Origin of the sequence: Flexithrix dorotheae DSM 6795 (assembly GCF_000379765.1) — a bacterium.
GTDB classification, from domain to species: domain Bacteria; phylum Bacteroidota; class Bacteroidia; order Cytophagales; family Flammeovirgaceae; genus Flexithrix; species Flexithrix dorotheae.
In genome coordinates, this window is record NZ_KB903431.1 from 423591 (window position 1) to 449835 (window position 26245).

23 protein-coding genes are annotated in these 26245 nt (G+C 34.1%); 14 read left to right on the top strand and 9 right to left on the bottom strand.

What is annotated here, in order from left to right; all coding sequences use genetic code 11:
* Positions 1-160 precede the first annotated feature (160 nt).
* On the top strand, positions 161-1012 hold the full coding sequence (locus A3EM_RS0105725; protein ID WP_020527217.1) for a DUF350 domain-containing protein: 852 nt from the start codon (positions 161-163) through the stop codon (positions 1010-1012).
* Positions 1013-1057: 45 nt separating this feature from the next.
* Here the strand turns inward: A3EM_RS0105725 and cobT are convergent, their stop codons facing one another.
* The 3 genes from cobT to A3EM_RS0105740 form a co-directional block, all read right to left on the bottom strand.
* Positions 1058-2110: a nicotinate-nucleotide--dimethylbenzimidazole phosphoribosyltransferase gene (gene cobT, locus A3EM_RS0105730; RefSeq protein WP_020527218.1), complete on the bottom strand. Its 1053-nt coding sequence runs from the start codon at positions 2108-2110 to the stop codon at positions 1058-1060.
* A gap of 15 nt (positions 2111-2125) precedes the next feature.
* Positions 2126-2563, bottom strand: coding sequence for a GNAT family N-acetyltransferase (locus tag A3EM_RS0105735; RefSeq protein ID WP_020527219.1), 438 nt, complete (start codon positions 2561-2563; stop codon positions 2126-2128).
* Between the two features lie 80 nt (positions 2564-2643).
* On the bottom strand, positions 2644-3153 hold the full coding sequence (locus A3EM_RS0105740) for a methylated-DNA--[protein]-cysteine S-methyltransferase (protein ID WP_020527220.1): 510 nt from the start codon (positions 3151-3153) through the stop codon (positions 2644-2646).
* A 159-nt stretch (positions 3154-3312) separates the two neighbouring features.
* On the opposite strand from A3EM_RS0105740, the gene A3EM_RS0105745 reads away from it, so the two are divergent.
* Positions 3313-5628, top strand: coding sequence for a patatin-like phospholipase family protein (locus tag A3EM_RS0105745; protein ID WP_020527221.1), 2316 nt, complete (start codon positions 3313-3315; stop codon positions 5626-5628).
* A gap of 346 nt (positions 5629-5974) precedes the next feature.
* Here the strand turns inward: A3EM_RS0105745 and A3EM_RS0105755 are convergent, their stop codons facing one another.
* On the bottom strand, positions 5975-6235 hold the full coding sequence (locus A3EM_RS0105755) for a hypothetical protein (RefSeq protein ID WP_020527223.1): 261 nt from the start codon (positions 6233-6235) through the stop codon (positions 5975-5977).
* 262 nt (positions 6236-6497) lie between these two features.
* On the bottom strand, positions 6498-7580 hold the full coding sequence (locus A3EM_RS0105760; protein ID WP_020527224.1) for an o-succinylbenzoate synthase: 1083 nt from the start codon (positions 7578-7580) through the stop codon (positions 6498-6500).
* 293 nt (positions 7581-7873) lie between these two features.
* Between A3EM_RS0105760 and A3EM_RS0105770 the strand changes: the two genes are divergently transcribed.
* Both A3EM_RS0105770 and A3EM_RS0105775 read left to right on the top strand, forming a co-directional pair.
* Positions 7874-8302 carry a hypothetical protein gene (locus A3EM_RS0105770; protein WP_020527226.1) on the top strand — a complete coding sequence of 143 codons (429 nt, stop codon included), beginning with the start codon at positions 7874-7876 and terminating at the stop codon, positions 8300-8302.
* Positions 8303-8526: 224 nt separating this feature from the next.
* Positions 8527-10551, top strand: coding sequence for a thioredoxin domain-containing protein (locus A3EM_RS0105775; RefSeq protein WP_020527228.1), 2025 nt, complete (start codon positions 8527-8529; stop codon positions 10549-10551).
* Positions 10552-10571: 20 nt separating this feature from the next.
* On the opposite strand, the gene A3EM_RS0105780 is transcribed toward A3EM_RS0105775, so the two are convergent.
* Positions 10572-10916 carry a hypothetical protein gene (locus tag A3EM_RS0105780; RefSeq protein WP_020527229.1) on the bottom strand — a complete coding sequence of 115 codons (345 nt, stop codon included), beginning with the start codon at positions 10914-10916 and terminating at the stop codon, positions 10572-10574.
* A 471-nt stretch (positions 10917-11387) separates the two neighbouring features.
* Here A3EM_RS0105780 and A3EM_RS0105785 point away from each other — a divergent pair, with 471 nt between their 5' ends.
* From A3EM_RS0105785 to A3EM_RS41645, 5 genes are all read left to right on the top strand, one after another.
* Positions 11388-12020 (top strand): SLATT domain-containing protein, encoded by a 633-nt coding sequence (locus A3EM_RS0105785; protein ID WP_157637751.1) that lies wholly within the window; start codon positions 11388-11390, stop codon positions 12018-12020.
* Positions 12021-12149: 129 nt separating this feature from the next.
* Positions 12150-13016 (top strand): nucleoside phosphorylase, encoded by an 867-nt coding sequence (locus A3EM_RS0105790; RefSeq protein ID WP_020527231.1) that lies wholly within the window; start codon positions 12150-12152, stop codon positions 13014-13016.
* A 127-nt stretch (positions 13017-13143) separates the two neighbouring features.
* On the top strand, positions 13144-13593 hold the full coding sequence (locus A3EM_RS0105795; protein WP_020527232.1) for a hypothetical protein: 450 nt from the start codon (positions 13144-13146) through the stop codon (positions 13591-13593).
* A 286-nt stretch (positions 13594-13879) separates the two neighbouring features.
* Complete coding sequence (locus A3EM_RS0105800; RefSeq protein ID WP_026210119.1) at positions 13880-15202, top strand: ABC transporter permease; 1323 nt, start codon at positions 13880-13882, stop codon at positions 15200-15202.
* 251 nt (positions 15203-15453) lie between these two features.
* A complete protein-coding gene (locus A3EM_RS41645; RefSeq protein ID WP_020527234.1) occupies positions 15454-15996 on the top strand; it encodes a hypothetical protein in 543 nt (180 codons plus the stop codon).
* A gap of 134 nt (positions 15997-16130) precedes the next feature.
* Here the strand turns inward: A3EM_RS41645 and A3EM_RS0105810 are convergent, their stop codons facing one another.
* Both A3EM_RS0105810 and A3EM_RS0105815 read right to left on the bottom strand, forming a co-directional pair.
* A complete protein-coding gene (locus A3EM_RS0105810; protein ID WP_020527235.1) occupies positions 16131-17927 on the bottom strand; it encodes an acyl-CoA dehydrogenase family protein in 1797 nt (598 codons plus the stop codon).
* A gap of 296 nt (positions 17928-18223) precedes the next feature.
* On the bottom strand, positions 18224-19072 hold the full coding sequence (locus A3EM_RS0105815) for a universal stress protein (protein WP_020527236.1): 849 nt from the start codon (positions 19070-19072) through the stop codon (positions 18224-18226).
* A gap of 454 nt (positions 19073-19526) precedes the next feature.
* Here A3EM_RS0105815 and A3EM_RS0105820 point away from each other — a divergent pair, with 454 nt between their 5' ends.
* The 3 genes from A3EM_RS0105820 (at position 19527) to A3EM_RS41650 (ending at position 23456) form a co-directional block, all read left to right on the top strand.
* Positions 19527-20519, top strand: coding sequence for a YpdA family putative bacillithiol disulfide reductase (locus A3EM_RS0105820; protein WP_020527237.1), 993 nt, complete (start codon positions 19527-19529; stop codon positions 20517-20519).
* 129 nt (positions 20520-20648) lie between these two features.
* A complete protein-coding gene (locus tag A3EM_RS0105825) occupies positions 20649-22151 on the top strand; it encodes a glycoside hydrolase family 10-like protein (RefSeq protein WP_020527238.1) in 1503 nt (500 codons plus the stop codon).
* Between the two features lie 186 nt (positions 22152-22337).
* The gene (locus A3EM_RS41650) at positions 22338-23456 is read left to right on the top strand and encodes a DUF3089 domain-containing protein (protein ID WP_020527239.1); all 1119 of its coding nucleotides are present in this window, start codon (positions 22338-22340) and stop codon (positions 23454-23456) included.
* Positions 23457-23481: 25 nt separating this feature from the next.
* Here the strand turns inward: A3EM_RS41650 and crcB are convergent, their stop codons facing one another.
* On the bottom strand, positions 23482-23859 hold the full coding sequence (gene crcB, locus A3EM_RS0105835) for a fluoride efflux transporter CrcB (protein ID WP_020527240.1): 378 nt from the start codon (positions 23857-23859) through the stop codon (positions 23482-23484).
* A gap of 256 nt (positions 23860-24115) precedes the next feature.
* On the opposite strand from crcB, the gene A3EM_RS0105840 reads away from it, so the two are divergent.
* Positions 24116-25009, top strand: a complete 894-nt coding sequence (locus tag A3EM_RS0105840) for a 3-hydroxybutyryl-CoA dehydrogenase (protein WP_020527241.1) — start codon at positions 24116-24118, stop codon at positions 25007-25009.
* Between the two features lie 31 nt (positions 25010-25040).
* A complete protein-coding gene (locus tag A3EM_RS0105845) occupies positions 25041-26171 on the top strand; it encodes a glycosyltransferase (protein WP_020527242.1) in 1131 nt (376 codons plus the stop codon).
* The last annotated feature ends 74 nt before the right edge of the window (positions 26172-26245 follow it).

Here is a 26245-nt window from a genome sequence, read left to right on the forward strand (position 1 = left end):
TTTTGAGTTGTCCTTTTCATGGTTTAAACTTATCTTTCCTGTAAGATGAAGTTAAAAAACTGACACAGATCATTGAGCTAGTTTTTTGATTTTCCATAGTAAATTATACTTGTCTTTTCCTACCAATTGAGTTTTTCATTTTGTCTTAAAATAAAATGTAATGTTTTTAAATCCAGAAAATTTTGTAAGTGCATTGAGTTTTTTGGGACTTTTCATATTTACCTTTTTAGTGGCCAGGTGGGTAATTTCAATAATTTCCCCATTTAGTATTAACGAGGAGATAACCAAAAATAAAAATGTAGCCTTGGCCATTAGTCTTTCGGGTTATTTTATTGGAATGACTGCTGTTTTTATCGGAGTATATGACCGGCCTTTTTCAGGAGAATGGATGGATGATATTCAGCACATTGGCGGGTATTCTTTGTTAGGGGTAATTCTGCTAAATATTTCTCAGTTTATAAATGATAAACTCATTCTATATCAATTTTCTAATCACAAGAAAATAATTGAAGACCGTAACCTTGGCACTGGAATAGTTCAGGCTGCTTCATACATTGCCTCCGGACTTGTAATTGGGGGAGCCTTAAATAGCCCGGGAGGAAACATTATTACTTCACTTGCTTTTTTTGTTTTTGGTCAGGCTTGCCTGGTTTTATTTTCTCTTCTTTATGAATGGCTAACTCCATATTCTGTCCACAGAGAAATTGAGGAAAAGAATACCGCTGCAGGCCTGGGGTTTTCAGGAGGGTTTATTTCTATTGGAATCATTGTCATGAAGGGTGTTTCCGGAGAGTTTTTAAGCTGGTCGGATAATCTTTCTTTATTAGCTTTTAATGTGGAAATAATTTTTATTTACCTCATTTTTGTAAGATTCTTTTTCGATAAAATAATTATCCCGCACGTAGATTTGAACAAACAAATTTCAGTAGAAAAAAATACAGGTGCCGGTTTATTGGAATTTATTATCAGTGTTAGTTTTTCCCTGGTACTTTTTTATATCATCAACCATTAAAACGGAAAAAGCCAATGGTTTAGAACCCTATAAATGAGTTTGCATTTAACTGGCTTCACTCACCCCAGCACTTTCAAAACTTGCCATATCATTTAAAAAATTAACCGAAGATTGAATTAGTGGAAAGCAAACTGCCGCCCCTGTACCTTCTCCAAGCTTCATTTCTAAATTTAGAATAGGTTTCGCCTTAAAAAATTCCAGGAGTTTCTGATGGCCTTTTTCTGCAGAAGAATGGCAAAATATACAGTATTCTAAAACTAAAGGGTTGATGGCATTTGCGGCCAAAAGAGCTGAGCTTGCAATAAATCCATCAACCAAAATTACCATTCCCAAACTGGCTGCTTGTAGGAAAGCTCCGGTCATTGTGGCAATCTCAAATCCTCCAAATGTTTTCAAAATATTTAGTGGATCAGTTAAGGGTTTATGTTTGGATAAACAATTCCCAAGGATTTCAGTTTTACGGTTAATTCCGGGTTGACCCAGTCCGGTGCCACTTCCAACACAATCAGGTAAAGGTACTTGGGTGAAAAGATGCATGAGTAGGGCTGCAGATGATGTGTTACTAATTCCCATTTCTCCAAACCCTACTGTATTACAGCCATTTTGGTGGATTTCAGAGATAAGGTTTGCTCCATTATTTATCGCTTTTTCACACTCCTCACGGGACATGGCTGGATTGTTAAGGTAATTTTTGGTGCCATAAGCAATTTTTAAATCCCTAAACATTGGATATTCTTTTCCAAAATCCGAAAAATCGAAATTAACTCCGGTATCAGCTATTATTAATTCTAATTGATGTTGTCTGGCAAATACGTTTATAGCAGCGCCTCCTTTTAGAAAATTCATAACCATCTGGTTTGTAACTTCCTGCGGATAAGGGCTAATTCCTGAATTGGCAATACCGTGATCACCGGCAAAAACAATGATATGAGGTTTATTGAGCTTTGGAGTAAGACAGTTTTGAATACACCCCACCTTTAGGGCAATTTTCTCAAGCATTCCCAATGCTCCCAAAGGCTTTGTTTTAATATCAATTTTTTGTTGAATTGTTGCTTCAATTTCTTTATTTACTGGAGTTATTTCAAACGTTTGGTCCATCAATGCTTTTCCTTTTTATATAATTTTTTCCAATATTATTCTGGATTCCTGTTGGTCTTCTTTTTCCTGAAATCCAACCACCTGAAATTCATTTTTCAATCCAAAAATAAACATTGGTTTAAATCTGTTTCTTGTTTTAAACCTGATACTTCCATATCCTTTTCCCTTAGCCCACTCTATCTGATAATCCATTAGTTGTTGGGCGATACCCATTTTCCTGAATTGAGGTAGTACAGCCCCAACCCACGAATAAAAAGAGCCATCATTGTCTTTCTGATAACCAACTTTAAATCCTGCAGGAATTTTGTCCACATAAGCGATTAAAATTAAATGATCGCTTGAATCCAGACGCTTTTTATAAGTTTCTTCTTCCGGTGGGTTTACGAATTCAGGAATATGTCCTGACAAAAGCACTATATCTCTTATGCTTCCTTTTTTTATTTCAATTTTCATGTTTTCTGAAGGTTAGTGAGTGTTTTTTATCAAGTTACGATTTGAAATTCAGGTTTGACTTATTTTAGCTTTACCTTTTTTCAAAAAAGGCTCATTTGTTCGTATTTAAACTGGGGAACCTGTTCGTGAATCAATAGCCATTTTTTTCTCCAAACCCCACCAGCATACCCAATTAAATCATAGTTTTTTCCAATAACCCTATGGCATGGTATTACGACAGCGATTGGGTTCTGGCCATTTGCCCCACCTACAGCTCTGATCAGTTTTTCATTGCCCAAATCATGAGCTAATTCTTTATAAGAAATGGTCTGACCAAAGGGGATTTCATTAAGCTGATTCCATACTTTTAATTGAAAATCCGTACCTGTAGGGTTTAATTTCAAATCGAAGGATTTACGTTTTTTTTGAAAATATTCATTCAATTGAATATTGGCTTCTATCAAGCAATCGGGGATAATATTTTGTAGCAAACTGCTGTGATTTTCATCTCCATTCCCAATAAAGGAAATTTTCTGAACACCCTGATTATTCCCGGTAATTTCTATTTTACCTAGAGACGTATTTAAATAAGAAAAAAATAATTTGTCCACCAGCTTTATGAGAAAATGTTAAATTTAATTTTCATAAAATAAGATTACTTGTTTTTTTAGAAGTATAGTGATAATCTTATTTGGTTTAGTGATTGAAAGTTCCATTTTTCATTCAGTTTACTGAACTGACCCCTCAAATTAGTAAAAGTAAGCAGGTAAATGAAATTCAGGTTTTTCTTTTTTTTAATATTATTCTTTTATGCTTTCGGAGGAATTTCCCAGAACACCAAGAAACCAAAAGTAGGTTTGGTTTTAAGTGGAGGAGGAGCAAAGGGTGTGGCCCATATCGGGATTCTAAAAAAATTGGAAGAATTAGATTTAGTCCCTGATATCATTACTGGCACGAGCATGGGCGCCCTGGTTGGAGGGCTTTATGCTTCCGGTTATTCTTCTGAAGAGCTTGTGGATATTGTCGATGGAATTAATTGGGATGAACTCCTTTCTAATCAAACAGCATGGAGTCATATTGTAATTGAAGAGAAACCGTATTATGGAAGGTATATGCTAAAATTACCAGTTGATGAAGGTAAAATAAATGTACCTGCCGGGATAATTGAAGGACAAAAATTAAGTGAATTATTTAATTATTTAACCCGGGGTGTTCATAATATTAACGATTTTGAAAAATTACCCATAAGTTATAGTTGTGTGGCAACAGATGTAGTTACAGGAAAAGAAGTAATCCTAAATAAAGGTTCTTTAGCCGAAGCTATGAGGGCCAGCATGGCTATTCCTTCATTTTTCACACCAGTAGTTATGGAGGATTATATCCTGGTCGATGGAGGGTTGTTGAAAAACTTCCCTGTTCAGGAAGCCATTGATATGGGGGCAGATATAATTATTGGAGTAAATGTAGGAGGTGGATATTATGAAAAAGAGGAGCTAAATAATCCTGTGACTATTTTGACTCAGGCGGCAATGTTTAAGAGCCTGGCTGATGCTGAAATGACGAAAAAAATATGCCATGTTTTTATTGAACCCGATTTGCATGGCTATAGTACCGGGAGCTTCACCAAAGAGGACTGCACCGGCATTCTTGAAAGGGGAGTAAAAGCAGGGGAAGCATTTCATCAGCAGTTAAAATCATTATCAGATTCTTTGAAATCGCTGGGAAGACAACCAAAAACTGTTCAAAAACCTGTTCTGGAGGATACTGTTTTTATCCAGAAAATAAAGGTGATTGGGCATGATCATATTCCAGCGGATTATATAAAAGGCAAATTGAGAATTGCAGAAAATAGTTTGTTGACCTATAGCGAAATTGAATATCGAATAGATTTGTTATTTGGAACGCAATATTTTGACAAAGTAAACTATGAAGTTAAGCCTTATGAAAATGGAAAAGAATTAATCATTAAAGTAAGGGAGAGTTCGGAAGGTAATTTGAAGTTTTCCATGTTTTATGATACAGAAAAAAATGGAGGAATAATTACCAACCTTACCCTAAGAAATTTCCTGCTTCCCAGTTCGAGGTTTTTATTTGAGGCTTCTATTTCTGAAAACCCGCAACTAGATTTCAACTATCTTAAGTATTTAGGGTTTGAACAAAATTTTGCCGGAAGTATTGGTGCTTTTTATCAGATAAATGAAGTGGATCTTTATGACAATAATCTCCAAAACAGATTGAGTGTTTTTTCAAACCAGTTTTTGAGTGGATTCATTAGAATTCAAACCACTTCAAGGAAAGATTTTTCAACAGGGATTGGGATTGATTATGAATATGATGTATTGAAGCCAAAAATTGGAGGGGAAATAATTGTTGATGAAGAAACAGGAACCACAATTGATGTGAATTCAATAAAAAGTATTGCCTCCAGAGAATTCAACTTATCTTATTTTGCCGCATTCAATAATATGGACGATATTTTTTTCCCTTCCAGAGGATGGAATTTAATAGGGAGAATTAAAGGCGTTCCACAAACTCATACTTCCCTCACTTTTTCAGATAATTTCTTAAATGAATTACCGGAAGAAATCCGCGAAGAAATCAAAGAAGCCGGTAAAAATGCTTTTAATGCTGAACGGTATTTCCAATTTTATCTAAATGTTCATAAAAACACCCCGATTTCCAAAAGACTAAGTTTCCTCAAAGAGGGTGCAATCCTTTATTCAGGAAACAAGGAAATAGGAATAAATGATAAATATTTTGTTGGAGGGTTTGCTTCAGTATCGAGGAAAACTTTTAGTTTGTGGGGATCCAAACCTTATGATTTCCATTTGTCGAATTTTTTGTTCCTGAAATTAGGTTTACAATACCAAATGTGGAAAAAGTTTTACCTTACAGGTATTGGCAATGCCATTACTACCGAATTGGTGGAGCCTGAAGCTCAGCCATTTGCAAACCAAACTTATACTTATGGTTATGGAGTGGGAATTGGCTACAAATCGAAAGTTGGAAATTTAAATTTTGCAATAAGTAAGGGGGAAATCAGGAAGGGCATTATTGCGTACTTTTCCGCAGGATTTATTTATTGAATTCCAAATAAACGGCAAAAAAAAGAGGAAGAATCTAGCTTTTTATGCTTCATCTTCCTCGTATAAGTTTTTTTACTCTTTACCACTCTGGTTTTTAGTGTATTAGAGGCGGCTACTTTCACCGATTGAAGGCTGTTATAATCCTTCTTTTTTCGTGTTTTCATAAGTTTAATTATATAAATTTTTCACAAAAATATTAATAAAAAACAAAATCAATCAAAATTCAGTTTAATTCCACTGTTTTCAAAGGTTATTTTATACGTGTATAAACAAAAAAAGTGAATCAAAAAAGATTCACTGTAGGTCGATAATTTTCTAAAATGATAGTAGGGGGTGCTTCTTTTTCCTAGCTGGCTGCACCGTATAGTTGGCTTATGTCAATTCTTTCAAAATAGGTATATAACAAATCGTAGTCTGTAATTCTTACAATTTTTTCTATTGATTTTTGTTCAGGGGAATACCACACTTCAAAAACGTAATGGTCCAGCCTGAATAAATTTAATTTAAAACCCTGATAAGTTTTACTGGAAATAAACTCACCATTGGCAAATAGTATGTTTCCTTGTTCGTATTTATTAGCTCGGTTGAATTCTTTTAAAATATCCATATCAAAAAATCTTGTTTCGTCTCTTAACTCCAATATTATAGTTTTATGATGATGGGTAATTAGTAGATGGGTAGTGGTTGTAAGTAATATTATTCCATAAAATGGTTATTAATCTTTATGGAAATTTATCAGGTAAACTAATCCAACATAGGATTGGTTCAATTAAAATACAAATATAAGTCCATTTATGTGTTTGGAATTGAAATGGTTGCTCAATAATCTGTTAAAATACTTATGAAAGAAATTAGTTGTTTTTCAATATTTATATTTTCTGAGTAAAGCTTAGGTTTTCTAATTCCCAGCTTTTATCGTGGTCATAATGTAAATTTCCATTTTGTATTTTTAGAGGAGATGGAATATTGTTATGATATAACTGACCAGTTCCAAGTCCCTGAGGAATTTTAATATTATAGTTTCCGGTAAATTGACTTATGGCATTCAATCCAATGTTTGATTCAAGTGCAGAAGTTATCCACCAGCCAATATTTTTTTCTTCACATTGGTTTATCCATTCTCTTGTTGATTTAAATCCCCCAATAAGGGAAGGTTTAAAAATGAGATATTGTGGTTGAATGAAATCCAGTAAATCCTTTTTCTCTTTCATTTCTATTATCCCAATTAATTCTTCATCTAGAGCAATTGGGATTGGGGTATTTTTGCAGAGGTTTTTCATTGCCTCCCATTGTTTCTGTTTTATGGGTTGCTCAATAGAGTGGATATCGTATTTTGATAATGTTGAAAGCTTTTCAATGGCATTTTGAGGAGAAAAAGCTCCATTTGCATCCAGTCTGATTGTTAATTCATTTTTACTAAACTTAGATCTAATATATTTTAATAGTTGCACTTCCTCCTCAAAATCAATAGCCCCCACTTTAATTTTTATACAAGTGAATTTTTTGTTTATTTTTTCTTTCAGTTGTTCAAGCATGAATTCATGACTTCCCATCCAAACCAGGCCATTAATGGGAATGGGAATTTCCTTTTCAGAAAAACTATTGACGAATACTTTTCTCTTTCCTCCATTTTCTAAATCAAGAAAAGCAGTTTCTAACCCAAAAATAATACTTGGGTAATTTTGTATTCCCTTAATTTTATAAATATCATCTATGGATTTTAGGCGAGTACTTTTTCTTAAAAATGGTACTAATTTATTTTCGTAATCCGAGGTGTGATCGATACTCAGACCTGGTAAGGTACTGCATTCTCCCAATCCGTAAATCTCGGGATTATCCTCATTCGAAATTTTAATGATAAAGGTTTCCTTTGTGGAAATAGCTCCCCTGGAGGTTCTGGCATCAAATCTGAAAATTAACTTTAATGGAAAAAAATGAATATTGTAGGGCATAAATTTTAAAAAATGCAGTTTTAAGATGGTGAAATTGCTGAGAAAGGCAATTCTATAATTCCGGATGTAATAAAGAAATACAATTTAAAATTTATTTCAGGTACAAAGCCCGGAAATAATGCGTTAAAAGTAGAGTTTTTAAAAATGCAAGTTTATGCTTTTTAAAGGAAATATACTGAATAAAAGTTTTAGCTTTATTCAGCAGGACTTTAGAAAGTTTTTTCTGGTAATTCCTATAATAAATTTCAACTAAATTGAACTTCATAAAAACATTGTTTCTAAAAAATAATATCATGAAAAATTTTCTTTTTGCCTTTTTAGTAATTGTAGGATGTGGGATGATGTCAAAAGCCACAGCTCAGTGTAATTCCGATTTGTACAGCGAAAAGAGTATGAAAAAAATTGCCCCGGGCTTTCTGTATGAAAAGAGTTACAGAGTGGATGGTAGAGACGGGCGTGCCCAAAAAGTAGAATATTCTTGTATTCTGAGTAAGGATACAAATTATTCATTTACAATGAATACAAAAGATGGAGGGTCAGAAGGGTTAGTCTTTAGTTTGCTGGACCAAAGAAGAGCCCAGGTAGCGACCAATTACGTAAATAATAAATTTTTTACAGGAATTCACTATAAATGTAAATCAACAGGACTTTACGTGCTTAATTTTACTTTTAAAGATTCCAAAAGTCATTGTGGTGCTGCTGTACTGGCATTCAGGAGATAAAGCTTTAATATAATTTGTTATTTAAGCCGGATTTTTCCGGCTTTTTTTATGCCTTTACTTTACTTGTCCTTCTGATTTATTTGGAACCCACTCTGCTAGAGTTATACCACTTGATTTTTTTGAAAATATATTTTTTTGTGGAAGTGCCCTTTTAAAAAGCTTAGATTTGTAAAAAGGTTACCATAAGCATCTTTTAAAGATTATTTTCATTAATTCCATTTTTTATGTCCACCCCGAATAAATTAATTAAGGAAACTAGTCCATATCTTCTTCAACATGCATACAACCCAGTAGAGTGGTTTCCTTGGGGCCGGGAGGCTTTAAACAAAGCCATAGCTGAAGATAAACCAATTATTGTGAGTATTGGATATTCGGCCTGCCATTGGTGCCATGTAATGGAAAAGGAATCTTTCGAAAATGAGGAAGTAGCGACTATCATGAACAAATATTTTATTTGTATAAAAGTAGATAGGGAAGAAAGGCCAGATATCGATCAAATTTATATGGAAGCCATCCAAAATATGGGTATTCAGGGTGGTTGGCCTTTAAATGTCATTTTGACTCCTGATGCCAATCCATTTTACGGAGGCACTTACTTTCCTGCAGAGAATTGGAAGAAGTTGATGTTGGGGGTTGTCTCAGCTTTCAGGGATCAAAGGGAAGCCATTAATAAATCAGCTGATGAATTTAAAAACTCATTAAATATCAGTGAAGTTGATCGGTTTGGATTAAAGTCTAATGAGAGTAGTTTTTCAATTAATATTTTAGATGAAGCTTATGGCAAAATTGAACAAAAGTTTGATTTAGAAGACGGTGGTTTAAAAGGTGCCCCAAAATTTCCCATGCCGTCCATCTATAGTTTCCTGCTGGATTATTATGCTTATTCTGAAAATGAAAATGCATTAAAACATGTAGTATTTACACTTGAGAAAATGGCTAATGGTGGAATTTATGATCAAATTGGCGGGGGATTTTCTAGGTATTCTGTTGATAACGAATGGTTTGCTCCACATTTTGAAAAAATGCTTTATGACAATGCCCAGTTGATTAGTCTTTATTCAAAAGCCTATACTATTTCGCAATCGGATTACTTTAGAAGGGTCGTTGAAGAAAGTATTACATTTATTGAACGAGAATTAACCAGTACAGAAGGAGGTTTTTATTCTGCACTGGATGCTGATAGTGAGGGAGTTGAAGGGAAGTTTTATACATGGGAATTTAATGAACTTGTTAAACTTTTGGGAGATGACATTTCATTATTTGAGGAATATTACAATGTGAAGATTCAAGGGAATTGGGAAGATGGGACCAGTATCCTGTATAAAACAATATCCGATGAAAAGTTTGCTGAAAAACATCAATTCTCTAGGGGAGAATTAAATGACAAAATAAATTATTGGAAAAGAGAAGTTCTGGAAGAGAGGAGTAAAAGAGTAAGGCCGGGATTAGATGATAAAATTCTTGCTTCCTGGAATGGGCTCATGCTTAAAGGTTTGGTTGATGCTTATGCTGTTTTTGGAAATGAAAAATTTTTAGAATTAGCCTTAAGAAATGCCTCATTTATTGAAAAAAATATGATGAGGGAAAACAGGTTATTCCATTCCTTTAAGGAAGGTCGGGTACTTAATTCGGCATTTTTGGAGGATTATTCATCTATTATCAATGGATTTTTAGCTTTATTTCAAATATGTGGGAATAAAAAATGGCTGAACCTGTCTAAAAATCTGCTTGAATATGCCATTGAAAACTTTTTCGATAGTGAAGAACATTTTTTCTTTTTCACTGATAAAAATGGAGAACAACTTATTGCAAGAAAAAAAGAGATATTCGATAATGTAATTCCATCTTCCAACTCTATGATGGCAGAAAATTTACTTGTATTTGGGGAGATTTCTGGAAAGAAAGCATATCTGGAAATGGCAAAAAAAATGACTATTCAGGTCGCACCAATGATTGAAAAAGAACTAAGATACCTTACGAATTGGGCAAGGGTTTATGGATTATTAATAAAAGACATTATTGAAATTGTAATTATTGGAAAAGAGGCTTTTTCTTTTGCAATGGAAATTCAAAAGGAATTTATTCCTAATAAGATCATTTTAGCCACGGAAGGTAGGTTGGATTTACCATTATTTAAGAAAAGAGAGGCTATTGATGGGGAGACTACAATTTATGTGTGTCAAAATAAAACTTGCCAACTTCCTGTAAAGTCAGTGGCTGATGCACTTGAACAAATTAAAAAGTTTTAGCAAAAGTTTTGGCTTGTAAATTAGATAATAAACAATAATAAGGTACAAAATATAGCTAAAATTATGACGCCTAAAATGGCTAGGAAGCCATTACTCAAAATAGCTTTTCCTATATTTACCTTTTTGGTAATTTTTAAATTTGGTTGATTAAATTCTTTAAATCTATTAATGGAATCGGAAGCTTTTTTATTTTTTCCTTCCAAAAAGAAGTTGCTGGTTTTTACAAGTTCCAAATCTTCAGCTAATTCTTCATCCACTTCCAGACGTTGATAGAACTCTGCTCTTTCTTTTTCCGAAAGTTTTCCATTAAGATAAGATTCAATAAGAACCATATTTTGCAAGGTGAACTCTTCAATCGTTTTCATTAAAACAAATAATTAAATTTTACTGGTTAAGTCAAATGTTTGAAAATCAATCATTTGGCAGGAGAATGCGATTTTAATTAAAAAATAGTTTTCTTGTTAATAAAGTTAGTTGAATTTCCTGAAAATTGACAGACCTAAAAAAATATTTTTAGAAGTTTAAAATTAAAGCATTTTAGCCTTTTTTTAAGTATTTGTGTTTTTGGAGAAAATATTTTTTTTGAAATTCAGGTACCTAAATATATAAAAGTATTTTCAGGAAATTGGTTTAAAAAAATTAAAATAAATTCATAAAAAAATAAAATTAAGGTAATCTTATTCCTCTATTCCTCTATTTCACTGAATTCTATAATCTCTTACATGTTTTTAGCATAATACTGCCAAACTTTATAGACTAAAATAGGGTAATAGTTATTCTCTAAAAGGATTTTCCCATAAGTGGAAAATATTATTGACAAATTAATCCTTTTAAGCATGACTAAACTAAATACTAAACCCACAAGTCCTCCAATTGTTCCTCCGGTTGAAGAGGAAAATACTTCCCAGAAACCACAAGGGGCAAGTGCGAAAAGAAATCAAATTCCAGATGCAGGTTATAATTATATATTAACTGAGGTTAGTAAAGAACGCTATGATAACAAATTAGAGGAGGAAAACATAGAAGCTTTAGCAAAATTAGAAATTTTAAAAAAACAAATTTTTCGAAAAATCCAGTTTTATACCAGGGAAAGGAGGAAAAATAAATTAAGAGCCTTTTCTTTTAGGGTTTTATCCACTTTTCTGGCAGCAGTTGTAACAATTTTATTAGGATTAAACTTTGAAGGATTTGAAAAACTTTTCAACACTTTAGCCTTGATAATAAGTGGTTTTATTACAGTGATTGGAATTCTTCAAAAATTCCTCGATTCCAAAGATTTATGGGTAAGGTTTACCGAAACAGTGGGTAAATTAGAAGCCTTACAATTCTCTATCAATTATCTTCAGGAAAGTAAAGGCGCAATCAAACTAAAGGATGTAGAATATATTAAACTAAAATATGACAAAATAATGGAGGAAACAGTCAGTTTTGTGGTGAATGTTAGAGCCGAAGATGGCCAACAGGATTGAAAATCTGTTCATATAAATTTTTTTACAAAGCCTTTCCAAAAGAAAGGCTTTTTTTATTTAGAGGGTATTTTTAGTATATGATATTTTAATTCATTTACTTTTACCATATCATTAACCAGAAAAATAAAAATGCAGCATCCTAAGTTTTTTCCAGCATCAGAGCTAATTCTTAATCCGGATGGTAGTGTTTATCATTTAAATCTTTTACCGGAAAATATTGCTGAAAATATAATTACTGTAGGTGACCCGGATAGGGTGGGGCAGGTTAGTCAATATTTTGATTCTATTGACTTTAGAAAGCAAAAAAGAGAATTTATCACTCATACGGGAAAATTTAAAGGTAAACCTATTTCAGTAATCTCAACAGGAATGGGAACAGATAATATTGAAATATTAATGATGGAGCTGGATGCCCTTGTAAATATTGATCTGGTAAAAAGGACAGAGAAGAAGGATAAACGTAAATTAAATATTATTAGAATTGGCACTTCTGGAAGTTTACAAAACGAAATCCCTTTGGATAGCCATTTGGTATCTGGAAATGGAATTGGGTTTGACAATCTGATGAATTTTTATGATTTGTCAATGGATGACCAACAATTGGAAATTACTTCTTTAATACAAAGTAAATTGGGGTTATCTTTTCGGCCCTATCTGGCCCAGGCTTCCTCAAGGTTGATAAATCAATTTGCTTTTGATATGCTTAAAGGCAATACGGTTACATGCCCGGGATTTTATTCTCCTCAAGGGAGAGCCTTAAGGTTGCCTCTAGCTTTGCCTAATTTGATTGAAAATATGAAATTATTTGATTACCAGGGTTTTAAATTGACTAATTTTGAGATGGAAACAGCTGGGTATTATGCATTAGGAAAATTACTAGGACATGAGGTTATTTCGCTTAATGCCATAATTGCCAATAGAATTACCAATCAGTTTTCCAGTAATCCCAGTGAAGTAATTGATGGGTTGATCAGAAAAGTTTTAGATCGGATTTGATTATTACTGAAATATTTTATTTAAGAATGTTATCTGGAAGACGTTTTCGGCTGGTTAAACTTGATTTGTTTTAATTTTAGTTTGCCTAGTTTTTTTAAGTTATTCATCCGCAAAAAATAAATAAGAGATGGAAGTAAAGGAAAGATTGTTCAAGTCTTGTCAGGATTATGTATTGGAAAGAATCGATTATATTAAAAAGGCGATGGAAGCAGCTCAGGCTGCCGCTAATGAGGAAGGAAAAAGCAGCGCAGGGGATAAATACGAAACCGGACGCGCCATGATGCAGTTAGAGCGAGATAAAAATGCAGGCCAGTTGGCTGAGGCTATGAAATTGCAACAAGTGTTGAGTCAATTTTCTCCCCAGCAAAAATTTACAAAATCTGGATTGGGAGCCCTTGTGGAAACTAACCAGGGGAAATATTATTTGTCAATCAGTATTGGAAAAATTGTATTTGATGGAAATGAATACTTTGCCATCTCTCCTGGTTCGCCAATTGGGGTTAAACTCAGTAATTTGGAAAAAGGGGATTCAATTAATTTTAATAATAAAGTTTATGAAATTCTGGCAATTTCCTAATAGTTATAACTTTTAGAGAATTTTCTGTCAAACTTTTGATTAATTAAAATTGAACTTTTTATTGCTTCCTCTAAAACTTCCTACCAAGTTGATTACAAAGCGCATATTTATATTTTTTTATCAATTAAGCTTCATGCTGATTGAAGCCTTATGAATAATAATATTGTAGAGATGAAATGTGAAAGTTTAAACAAAGCTTCTATTTTTGGATAAGCTCCTTTTTATCTTTGGACTATACCATTTCAAAATTAGGGATAATCAATTTCGATAAACTGTCAAATCACAATTGGAAAAAATACTACTGATCATTCAACGGGAATATTGGACCAGGGTAAGAAAAAGATCATTTATCATTATGTCAATTTTAGGCCCGGTATTAATTGCTTCTGTTTATATTGTTCCGGCCTGGCTTGCTATTTCAGGAACTGAAACTCAAATAATAGAGGTTTGGGACGAAAGCGGGTTATTTGAAGGGAAGTTTCAGAATTCTGATAAACTTTTCTACATTTATTCTGACAGGAGAAATTCAGAATCTAATTTTAGTTTTTTACAAAATGATTCTATAGACGCCCAGTTAATTATTCCTCCCATTCAATTGGAAAATCCTGAAGGGATAAAATTATTATCGAGGTATGGAATTTCTGCTATCACCCAAAGTCTGATTACCAATACCATAGAAAAGGAAATTGAAAATATTAAATGGGCTCAATCAGGAATTGATAAAAAGATTGTAGATCAAATAAAGACAAATATTCAAATTTCTATTATTAATCTCGGACCAGAAAATAAGGAAGAAGAGGTAAATACAGCCGCTTCAACTGCAGTTGGCATGGTAGGAGGACTGCTGGTTTATTTTTTTACATTTTTATATGGGGCTCAGGTAATGAGAGGAGTGATTGAAGAAAAAACAAACAGGATAGTAGAAGTGATCATTTCCTCTGTGAAACCCTTTCAGCTAATGATGGGTAAAATAATTGGAATTGCTGGGGTGGGCCTGACTCAACTCCTGATTTGGATCATTTTGGGTATTTTTAGCATCATGATTTCCACCCTATTTCTTGGTTTTGATCAACAAACCATTTCACCAGGAAGTACCTCAGCAATTGTGGTGCAGGGAGATTCACTAAATAAAAACGGAGAACCTGCAGTTCCGGAAAATGAGTTTTTATATGCCTTGAAAAACACCATAGATTACCCTTTAATTATTGGAAGTTTTCTGTTTTTTTTCCTTTTTGGGTACCTTACTTACGCTGCACTTTTTGGAGCAATTGGAGCGGCTGTGGATAGCGAAACTGATACCCAGCAGTTTATGTTACCCATTACCATTCCCTTAATCCTTTCAATTGCAATGTCTGGGGCGGTGATTGCTAATCCTAATGGCGGTATAGCCTTTTGGTTGTCTATGTTCCCACTTACTTCACCTGTAATTACCATGATCAGGTTACCTTTCATCGGTGCTTCATGGGAATTATTTTTATCTATGGGAATTCAGGTAATTGGTTTTTTAGCTGCAACCTGGATGGCCGCAAAAATTTACAGAGTAGGCATTTTAATGTATGGCAAAAAAATCACTTATAGGGAATTGTCTAAATGGTTATTTTTTAAGTGATAATGAAAATTCACACTATAAAAGTTTTGTCAGACTAATTCGGTCTTTTACAATATAGGGTATTGGTGGGAATTTTTTTGCAATGATTGGTTGAATTGAACTTAATTTTTGTATTTTTCCTTAATGTAATTCCTGGATTGATTTTTCTGAAAGTAAAAATATTATGAATCCTTAGATAAAATAATGTGGTAACTAACTGATATTGAATGTAGGACTTTCCAGACTCTAAACAAACTAACTTTATTAAATTTATGTATCTAAAAGATGTATCCATAGAGATCATTAACCAGCTTATTGATGTGACCAGGCAACTACAACCTGGTGAGTTTTCTCTTCCGCTTGAACTTCTCTCTGGCAGTAGCATTGGGAAACATCAGAGACACGTAATTGAATTTTATCAAATTTTACTTTCTAATTATAAGAAGGGAAAATTATCTTACGATAAAAGAGCTCATAATGGGGAAATGGAAAATAATAGAGATAAAGCTATAATGGCCCTTCAAAAACTGAAAGATTCTCTTCAATTATTAAAATCTGATAAAGCTTTGCTTTTAGGTGCTTCTTACTCCACAGACAAAGATGAAAAAATTTATATGGAATCCAGCCTTGCCAGAGAATTGGCTTTTAATCTGGAACATGCTATTCATCATATGGCCATTGTGAAAATTGCAATTAAATTAAATTTCCCTCATATTTCCATCCCTAAGAATTTTGGAATAGCTTATTCTACTCTACAATATGAAAAGTCTAATGAGGATAAAAAGGAAACCTTTGTACTTCAGCCCAAGGTATAAAAAAACCGCAACATATAATGGTGCGGTTTTGACAATGGTTAAGGTTAACGGTTAAACTTTTAAACGGTAATTGTATCTTAAAGTTCTGACCATGTATAGATTAAAGATCATCAGTTATAATTATTGAACAGCCTTTAAAAAGGATATTCATTCTTTTCTAACATGTGGTCTGCGATTTCTCTTCTTAATTCATGGATGTTTAACAGATTGATTTTTGTAAATCGCTTAAGGCCCATAAGCATTACTTTTTGCTCATCTCCGGTGGCAATTGCTGCAATGGCCTCCTTACCTGAAATATTTACTTTGTCCACAGCTTCCTGGAGGTAAACCATAGCCATTTTTTTATAAAGTTCACTAGCCTTTTCATCTTTTATGTTCATGATTTTTTCGGCTCTTAAAAGGGTTGATTCAGCCGCATAAACTTCAATTAACATATCAGCTGCATTCATTAATATCTCTTGCTGATCGTTTAAAGCCAACCCAAATTTTTGAGCAGCCTTACCTGCTACCATCAAAATGGCCTTTTTGAGGTTTTTCAGTACTTCTTTTTCTTCGGCAAAAGGAGCTGACTTATCAATTGTGGCAAAGGAAGGAATAGAAGTCAATTCTTTGGCTACAGCCATTGCTGGCTCCATCATTTCCAATTCACCTTTCATAGCTCTTTTAAGGGCCATACCTACAAGAAGCATTCTGTTAATTTCATTGGTTCCTTCGTAAATTCTGGAAATTCTGGCATCTCTGTAAGCTCTTTCCATCGGAGCATCAGCAGAAAATCCCATTCCGCCATATGTCTGTACGCCTTCATCCACAACATAATCCAACACTTCCGACCCGTGTATTTTTATGATTGCACATTCGATTGCAAACTGTTCTGTTGCTTTGAGTTTAGCCTCATTCTCATCCATTCCACCATCCATCAATTCATCTATCAAATCCTCGATATCCTGACCAGCTCTGTAAGCTGCAGATTCTGTGGCAAAAGTTCTGATAGCCATATTGGCCAACTTTTGTTTAATAGCCCCGAAGGTCCCTATACTCGTTCCAAATTGTTTTCTTTCATTAGAGTAGTTTACTGCAAGAGAGGCAACTTCTTTACAACCACCTATTACACCTGCTCCTAATTTAATTCTACCTATGTTGAGAATATTGACTGCTATTTTAAATCCATTTTCCCTTGTGGAAAGCATATTTTCAACAGGTACCATACAATCATTGAAAAATACCTGCCTGGTGGATGAACCTTTAATCCCCATTTTCTTTTCTTCATCATTCATGGTAATTCCACCAAATGACTTTTCGATAATAAAGGCAGTAAGGTTTTTATCGTCTTCGATTTTGGCAAATACTATGAACAAGTCTGCAAATCCCGCATTGGAAATCCACATTTTCTGTCCATTGATTTTATAAAACTTACCATCTTCGGTTAATTCTGCTTTAGTTTTTCCAGAATTTGCATCGGAGCCGGCATCTGGTTCTGTAAGGCAATAGCAGGCTGCCCATTCTCCAGAAGCGAGCTTTGGTAAGTATTTTTTCTTTTGATCTTCATTGCCGTAATAGAGAATTGGTAAGGTGCCAATACCTGTGTGTGCACCATAAGTGGTTGAAAATGAACCCGCTGATCCAATAACATCGGCAATAAGCATAGAGGTGTTGAAACTCATTCCCAGTCCTCCATATTCCTCCGGAATTGAAATTCCAAGTAATCCAAGTTCTCCTGCCTTATTTAAAATTGACCTCATCAGGCCATCTTTCAGACTATCAATTTCTTCTACTTTTGGAGCGATCTCGGTTTCAATAAAATCTTTGGTGGCCTGGGCCATCATATTTTGTTCTTCGGTGAATTCTTCAGGAATAAAAATTTGGCTGGCTTCTGTTTCTTTAATTAAAAATTCACCACCTTTTTTGGCTTTTTTACTGATTGATGCTTCCATGTCTTCGTAATTTATTTGATATCTATATTAACGTTCTGGTAAAGGAAAATGTTATGCATGCATAACATTTAAAACAAATATAAAAATTATTTTAATATTATGCATGCATAACAAACTATTTTTTAAGAAATAGTTTTCAGGGTTCTTTATGAAATTTAAGGCTTAGAAAATCAGGTGGGATCGTAGTCTGGGAAAATAAACGAACATTGCCAATATAATTGGTGGAAAGGAATGGAGAAATGCATGAGAAGGGGCAAGGTTTAAGTGCCCCAAGATTAAAAAAATACCAGATCTAATTATTTGGCTACCAGAATTGGGGTATGGGCATGGAATGCAAGCTTTCTGGATAGGCTTTTATGAAATATTCCTTCTATAAAGCCTCTTTCTTTTGGAGTTACCACTATAAGATCAATATCATTTTTTTCGATATATTCCTGAAGCCCATGTTCTACTTTTTCATCCGAAATAATCTTGAAATTTAACTGATCAACCGGAGTGAAAAAATAATTTCTCTTAAGGGCATCAAGCTTTCCTTCTTCTTCCTCTACTTTGGAAGGAGAGGTATTGATATGCAGACAGGTAATTTCAGAATTAAAGTATTCCCCAATATTTTGCAGGGTATCTATTATTTCAATGTCTTTGTCATCAAAATCTGTGGCATAAACTATTTTTTCCAATTGGGAAAATTTGGCATCTTCTGGTACCACGATAATAGGAATTTTCACCTTTTCCATTACGGATACGGCAATACTGCCAAGTAGAACTTCTTCTAGTCCAGAAGCTCCTTTGGTTCCCATCACCAATAAATCAAAGTTAAACTCTTCTATCATTAATAAAATACTATCAGCCGCTACACCCTCTCTTACCTGAAGTTTAAAGCGGATTAATTCATCCGAATCTTTATAGGTTATAGTTTTATAGCTTGATATTATTTCGTTTAATCTTTTTTCTCTGTCAAGTTTCACCTCGGTGTTCAGGGATTGCATATATGCACCTGATGAATATTCCATTGCCATGGGCACATCTATTGGATAGCTATTGAACAGGGTAATAGTGCTGTTTAACTCTTGGGCCAATCCAATTGCATAATTTAATGCATTCATGGAATTATCAGAAAAATCTATCGGGACCAGTATACTCTCCATTTTAGTAATGCTTCAGGTTTAAAAAATGAATATTTAAATTTCTAAATTTAAGAATTTTTATTATTCCTAAAAATAGAATATTCGGCAAAGTTTTATTTATGATATAAGTCAATAAAATTACTGGGAGAAAGTCATTTTTACTTATTCAGGCAGAATTTAATTTGCAGATATATTAGAAAGCGAAAAAACATATTTCATTCCTGGATTATTTCACTTTTTATTAAAAAAGTTGAGAAGCTGAGCGAAATAAATATAAAAGATTTATAGGAGTAATAGAAGATTAGTAGCAAGTTTTTTAAAGACTTGGTTTATGTTAGTAATTTTAGATTAAATTGAACTTACACCCTTGGAATTTTATTCTAAGGGTGTTTTTCTTTTATAAGAAACATAAGCTTAATATCTAACCCATTTTTATTTAGTTTTGCTCAAAGTTCCAAAGAACATAAATAATATAATGAATAAAGAAAGAATACTTGATGTGCTGGTGATTGGAGGAGGGCCTATAGGAATGGCCTGTGGTATTGAGGCAAAAAAAGCTAATCTTGATTATAAAATTATTGAAAAAGGTTGTCTGGTAAATTCCCTATATAATTATCCGGCAAACATGACCTTCTTCTCTACATCAGAACTTCTGGAAATAGGAGGGGTCCCGTTCATTTCCCATTACAACAAACCTACAAGAAGTGAAGCCCTGGAATATTTTAGAAGGGTTTTGAATAAGTGGGAATTGGACATGAATTTTTATGAAAAGGTACTAAATGTTCAAAAAACTCAGCATGGAAATTTTAAGGTTGAAACAAGTAAGGGAAGCTATCTGACTCATTCGGTAGTGATTGCCACAGGTTTTTATGATATCCCAAATAAAATGAATGTGAAAGGGGAAGATTTACCAAAAGTTAAGCATTACTATGGTGAGCCACATCCTTATGCAGGTCAAAAAGTGGTAGTGGTGGGGGCTGCAAATTCAGCGGTGGATGCTGCCCTGGAAACCTACCGAAAAGGGGCAGATGTTTCCATTATCATTAGGGGAGAGGAGATAAGCCACCGGGTAAAATACTGGATTAAACCGGATATTGAAAACAGGATAAAAGAAGGCTCGATCAAAGCATATTTTAAATCTACACTGGAATGGATTTCAGAAGATGAAGTAGCAATCAATACACCTGAAGGTTTAAAAGTTATTGCCAATGATTTTGTGTTGGCACTTACCGGTTACATGCCGGATTTTGACTTTTTGAAAAAAAGCGGAATTACTCTGAGTGATGACAACTTACTTACTCCAACCCATAGCAAAGAAACCTACGAAACAAATGTGGAAAACCTCTACCTGGCCGGAGTGGTTTGTGGGGGAATGAAAACTAGTACCTGGTTCATTGAGAATTCTCGTGAACATGCCACTTTGGTCATTAATGATATCAGCAAAAAACTGAATAAAACTCTCGCTTAAAATAGCGGCTAAAACCTTCCAATAAACATAACTATCGGGATTAACATTAAGGAAAACCTCTTTAATTCATATTTTAGAGGGTGTTTCTTGTGATTGCCCAATATTAAAAACACATAATAACTTAAACTAATGTTTAAAATCTATTTAATTTCTACTTTACTCACTTTTGTACTCTTTTTTAATCCAATATTTGCCCAGCAAGAGGCTCCTGAAAGGGAGTTAAGGGGAGTGTGGATTGCCACAGTCTTGAATATTGACTGGCCTGAAAACGGTGATTATAATAGTAAAAAACAAAGATCAGCCTTTACAAAAATTCTTGATCAACATACTGACCAAGGCCTGAATGCGGTATTTGTACAAATAAGACCAAATGCCAATGTTTTTTACAAAAGTAAACTTGAACCATGGTCGGAATGGCTATCCGGACAGCAGGGAAAAAAGCCAAAACCTGGTTATGATCCTTTAAAATTTATGCTTGAAGCATGCAGGGAAAGAGGATTGGAATTTCATGCCTGGATTAATCCTTATCGAGTGCTGACAAACAAAAACACTAAAAACATTGATAAGGATAATATTATTCATAAAAAGCCTGAATGGATTGTAACCCATGGTAATTTGAAAATGTTGGATCCGGGTATTCCTGAGGTACAACAGTATATTGTTGATATAATTGAGGAAATCCTGGATAGGTATGAGGTAGATGGGATTCATTTTGACGATTATTTTTATCCTTATCCCAAAAAGGATGAGCCTTTCCCCGATGATGAAACTTTTGCAAAATACAAGGAAAGCTTTACGGACAAAGGTGATTGGAGGAGAAATAATGTTAACAATCTGATCAAGAATGTTTATGCCTTAATAAATAAAAAAGACCCAAGGGTAAAGTTTGGAGTGAGTCCTTTTGGCGTTTGGAGGAATTCTGCTTCCGATAGCCTTGGTTCAAAAACCACAGCAGGTGCACCATCGTATGATTCCCTTTATGCCGATACGAAGGTATGGCTGGAAAAAGGATGGGTAGATTATATGGCTCCTCAAATCTATTGGGCTAAGGGCTTTAAACCAGCAGCTTACGATACGTTGGTGAATTGGTGGGCTAACATTGATACTGACAGGCATATTTACATAGGGCAAGGTGTTTATAAAATTAATAATAATTATGATTCGGCCTGGTTTAAACCCAATGAAATTCCTGATCAGATAAGGTATAACCGCGGTTTTTCTGACAAAATACAAGGGAATATATTTTACAATTCTTCCTCAATCAGAAAAAATCCAAACCATGTGGTTGATTCTTTAAAACAAAATCTTTATTCCCATCGAGTTTTACCCCCTGAGATGCCCTGGAAACCCAAAGAACTGCCTAATTCACCTCAACAGGTTACCTTGAAAAAATCTGATGCGGGTAACCTGGTAAAATGGAAGAAAAGCTCGAAAACCGCGAAGGGAATCAAACCTTTTTATTATGCTGTTTATAAAATAGAAACTACTGGAGAATGTGGAGTTTCTAAAAATCTAATTGCTATACTGCCTGAAAAAAGGCGCAAATATTTTGACCCAATGGGGGAGAATAGTCAGGGTATTAGTTACCAGGTTGTTGGCCTTGATAAACTTTATAATGAGGCTGAAAACTAAAATTATTAATATCAGGGCTTAATTAGTATTTTTTAGGCCCTGATTTATTGCTGTAATGAAATAGAAACTTTTCGAAGAACTCTATATGTTAAAATTCAGTTCTTAGTAAAATTCGAAAAGATGCATTGGGTTTAAAAAGGTAGTTTCTCTTTTTTTGTCTAAATACTAATATTCCGAATAAAAATTATGACCTTGAAAAATTCTACAATTTTATTTGTTGTATTTTTGATGTTTAAAAGCTATTCCGGGTATGGTCAACAACAGCCTCTGACACCAGATTATAAGGAATCACAAAACTGGATTGCTTTGCCTCAAATGGAAGACCCTGCCGATGTTGTCCCTTCAGAATCAGATTTTACAAATAATCAGGAAAATGCAAAAGTGGATGTTTTTTATATTCATCCAACGACTGCTTTAGGGCTTCTGAAGGTGAAAAATGCAGATTTAAATACCAAAAGGTTTAATAAAAGATCTGATTTTGTGATCATGAATCAGGCTTCTGTTTTTAATGGTTCCTGCAAAGTTTATGCACCCAGATACAGACAGGTTTCATTGGGAACATTCTTGAAAAAACAGAGCCATAAAAACAGAACAGAGGTTTTTAACCTGGCTTATAAGGATGTGAAAAATGCCTTTGAATATTATTTAAAAAATTACAATAATGGCCGACCAATTATTATTGCAGGTCACAGCCAGGGAAGTTACCATGGTTTGAGATTAATAGAGGAATATTTTGAAGGAAAACCCCTGTTCAAGAAGTTGGTAGCTGCCTATTTAATAGGAAATGCCTCAGCAATTCCGGAGGATAAATTCAAAAAATCTTTTAAGGATATTCAACCATGCAGTTCAGCTTTACAAACAGGTTGCATCATTTCATTCAATACTCATGGGGGAAAAATAAAAAAGAAACCTCCATTCTATTTTAGAAATGATTTGATGTTTTATGGAAAATATGGGGAAAAGTTTGAATCTAATGCACAAAAAAAGTTTGTGGGTACAAATCCTCTGACCTGGACTATGGATGAAGCATATGCCCATTATGACCTGAATCTTGGGGGAACTAAATTTGTCAGGAAATCAAAAAAATTTAAAAAGATTGATAAAAATGTAATTGATGGGCAGCTTGAAAATGGAATTCTTAGGGTGGGTAAAATTAAAAAAAGCGGATATAAGGCGTTTATACTAAAGGATTACCATGTATTTGAATATAATTTGTATTATTCGAATATCAGAAAAAATGTTGCCGAAAGGGTAGATGCCTATTTTAAGCAACATAATGGAGCGGGGATTGGAAATACAAGATAAAAGACTTTATGCTATATACAAGGATTCAATTGAATAGGACTTTCCCCAACCAGCCTCCTCCCAATAAGGCCAGTATACTGATGATAATGCTACTCAAAATATAAAAAATACCATATTGCCAGTTTCCCTCTCTCAGCATAATGAGAATTTCATTGCTAAATGTAGAAAACGTACTAAATCCCCCACAAAAACCAACCAGGAATACAGGCCTGAGCCAGTCTCCAGCATGAATCTTAGAAAGTAGAATATAGGCTACAAGTCCTAATACAATGCAGCTTAGAAAGTTTGCTGTAAGTGTCCCCAATGGATAAATTTTAAAGACAGGATTCAACCATTTCGAAACAAAAAACCTACATAAACTTCCCAATCCTCCACCACAAAATATGAGTAATATTTCCTTCATTTAATCCCCGCTTCAATAAGATAGTATTTAAATTATAATTCTGGTGGAAATATAGATAATTGATTTTAAAACCTGAATTAATTTTAGGGTTGTTGAATTCAAATCCCCATTCAATTAAATTAAGTTTGTATTATCTCGGAGTGGAAAACTTTTATATTTGCAATGCATGAAACCTCCTTGGATGATGGATGTTTTTTGCTGAAAATTGAGATGTAAGGGGAGTTTTTGAAGAATAGAAATCTTAACCAAACTGAATATGAATAACATAAGTGTAATTGGAGCGGGAACAATGGGAAATGGAATTGCCCATGTATTTGCTCAAAATGGATTTAAAGTAGCCTTGGTAGATATTTCGGAAGAAGCCCTGAAAAAGGGTTTGAGTACCATTTCAAAAAACCTGGACAGACTTATCAAGAAAGAGAAAATATCGGAAACAGATAAAACAAAAACTTTAAGCAACATTGAAACTTTCTCTGCCATTTCCGAGGGTGTGAAAAATGCAGATTTGGTAGTAGAAGCGGCAACAGAAAATCAGGAACTTAAATTGAAAATATTTTCAGAGCTGGATAAACAAAGCCCTGAAAATGCAATTTTAGCCTCAAATACTTCTTCAATTTCCATCACAAAAATTGCTTCTGCTACGAATCGGCCTGAAAAGGTGATTGGAATGCATTTTATGAATCCGGTACCTATCATGAAGCTGGTAGAAGTAATTAATGGATATTTAACAGATAAAGCAACTTCCAGCGCGGTGTTGGAAATCTCAAAAAAGCTGGGAAAAACGCCTGTATTAGCCAATGATTATCCAGGGTTTGTAGCCAATAGAATTTTAATGCCTATGATTAATGAAGCTATATTGTCATTGCAATCCGGAGTCGCTGGGGTACAGGAAATTGATGAAATCATGAAATTGGGTATGGCTCATCCGATGGGGCCGCTTCAATTAGCCGATTTTATTGGTCTGGATGTTTGTCTATCTATTTTAAAAGTGTTGCAGGATGGTCTGGGAGATGATAAATATGCTCCAAGTCCTTTGTTGGTAAACATGGTAAATGCAGGCCAGCTTGGTGTGAAATCCGGTTGTGGGTTTTATTCCTGGGGGCATGGTACTAAAGATTTGATTGTTGCACCTCAATTTTCCGATAATTGAGGTGATTGTTTAAACATAGCATGAATAAAGGGTGATTTTTGAACTTGGAATTTCTCTGGCCACAATCCTGTATTGTGGCTTTACTTTTTTTTTATTTTACCACTGGAAAAAAATTGACGTTTTTGAAGGAGAACAAAATCCCGATGAAGATAACCAGAAAATTACAGTTATCGTGCCTGTTCGAAATGAAGCGGAAAATTTGCCTTTATTACTTCAAGATTTTGAAAATCAGTATTTTAGGTTTTTTGAGGTAATCATAATAGACGACCATTCTGAGGATAATACTATTTCTGAAATTGAACAGTTTAGGCAAAAATCAACTCTTGAAATTCGTGTTCTTTCACTTCCTTCTGAAAGGAAAATTCCATCACATAAAAAGGCGGCTATTACACTTGGTATCTCAAATTCCTTAGGAGAAATTATAGTAACCACTGATGGAGACTGTCGTGTTGGACCCAATTGGCTTAGGCATATCCATAATTCTTTTGCTTCCCAAAAAGCAGTGTTTTTAAGCAGCGGGGTTACTTTTCTGCCAGAAAAATCATTATTTGAAAAGTTCCAGACTATTGAATTTATGAGTCTTGTGGGTTCTGGTGCTGCATGTATGCAGGCTGGAATTCCCAATATGTGTAATGGAGCCAATCTGGCATACAGAAAAGAAGTATTTAAAGAAGTGAAAGGCTTTGCCGGTGTGGAACATATTCCTTCCGGAGATGATGAGTTTTTAATGCATAAAATCAGTGAAAAATTTCCAAAAGGTGTCAGGTTTTTGAAGGATGATCAAACGACAGTGACTACCGCAGCTAAGCCGGATTTTTGGTCATTTTTCCAGCAAAGGAAAAGGTGGGGGGGGAAGTGGAGTTATTATCAGGCCAGGTCACCAAAACTGGTGGCTTTGGGAATTTTTTCTTATCATTTTTTATTTGTAGTGGCTTTAATTTCAGGTTTTTGGGGAATACCAGACCTGAAAATTCTAATTGCCATAATCTTGCTTAAATTATTTTTTGAATATGCTTTTTTGAATAATGTACTGGGATTTTACAAAAAAAGGTATTTATCAAGGTTGATTCCTATCCTGACCATTATCCACCCGTTCTATATTGTAATCATGGCAATTGCCGGGACATTTGGTACTTATCATTGGAAGGGAAGGACGTTTTGAAAGGAGTCTTGTTTTTAGAAGGGTACTTTGATATATGGTTGTTTTTTGCACCTAATCAGCCAGATAATTAATAA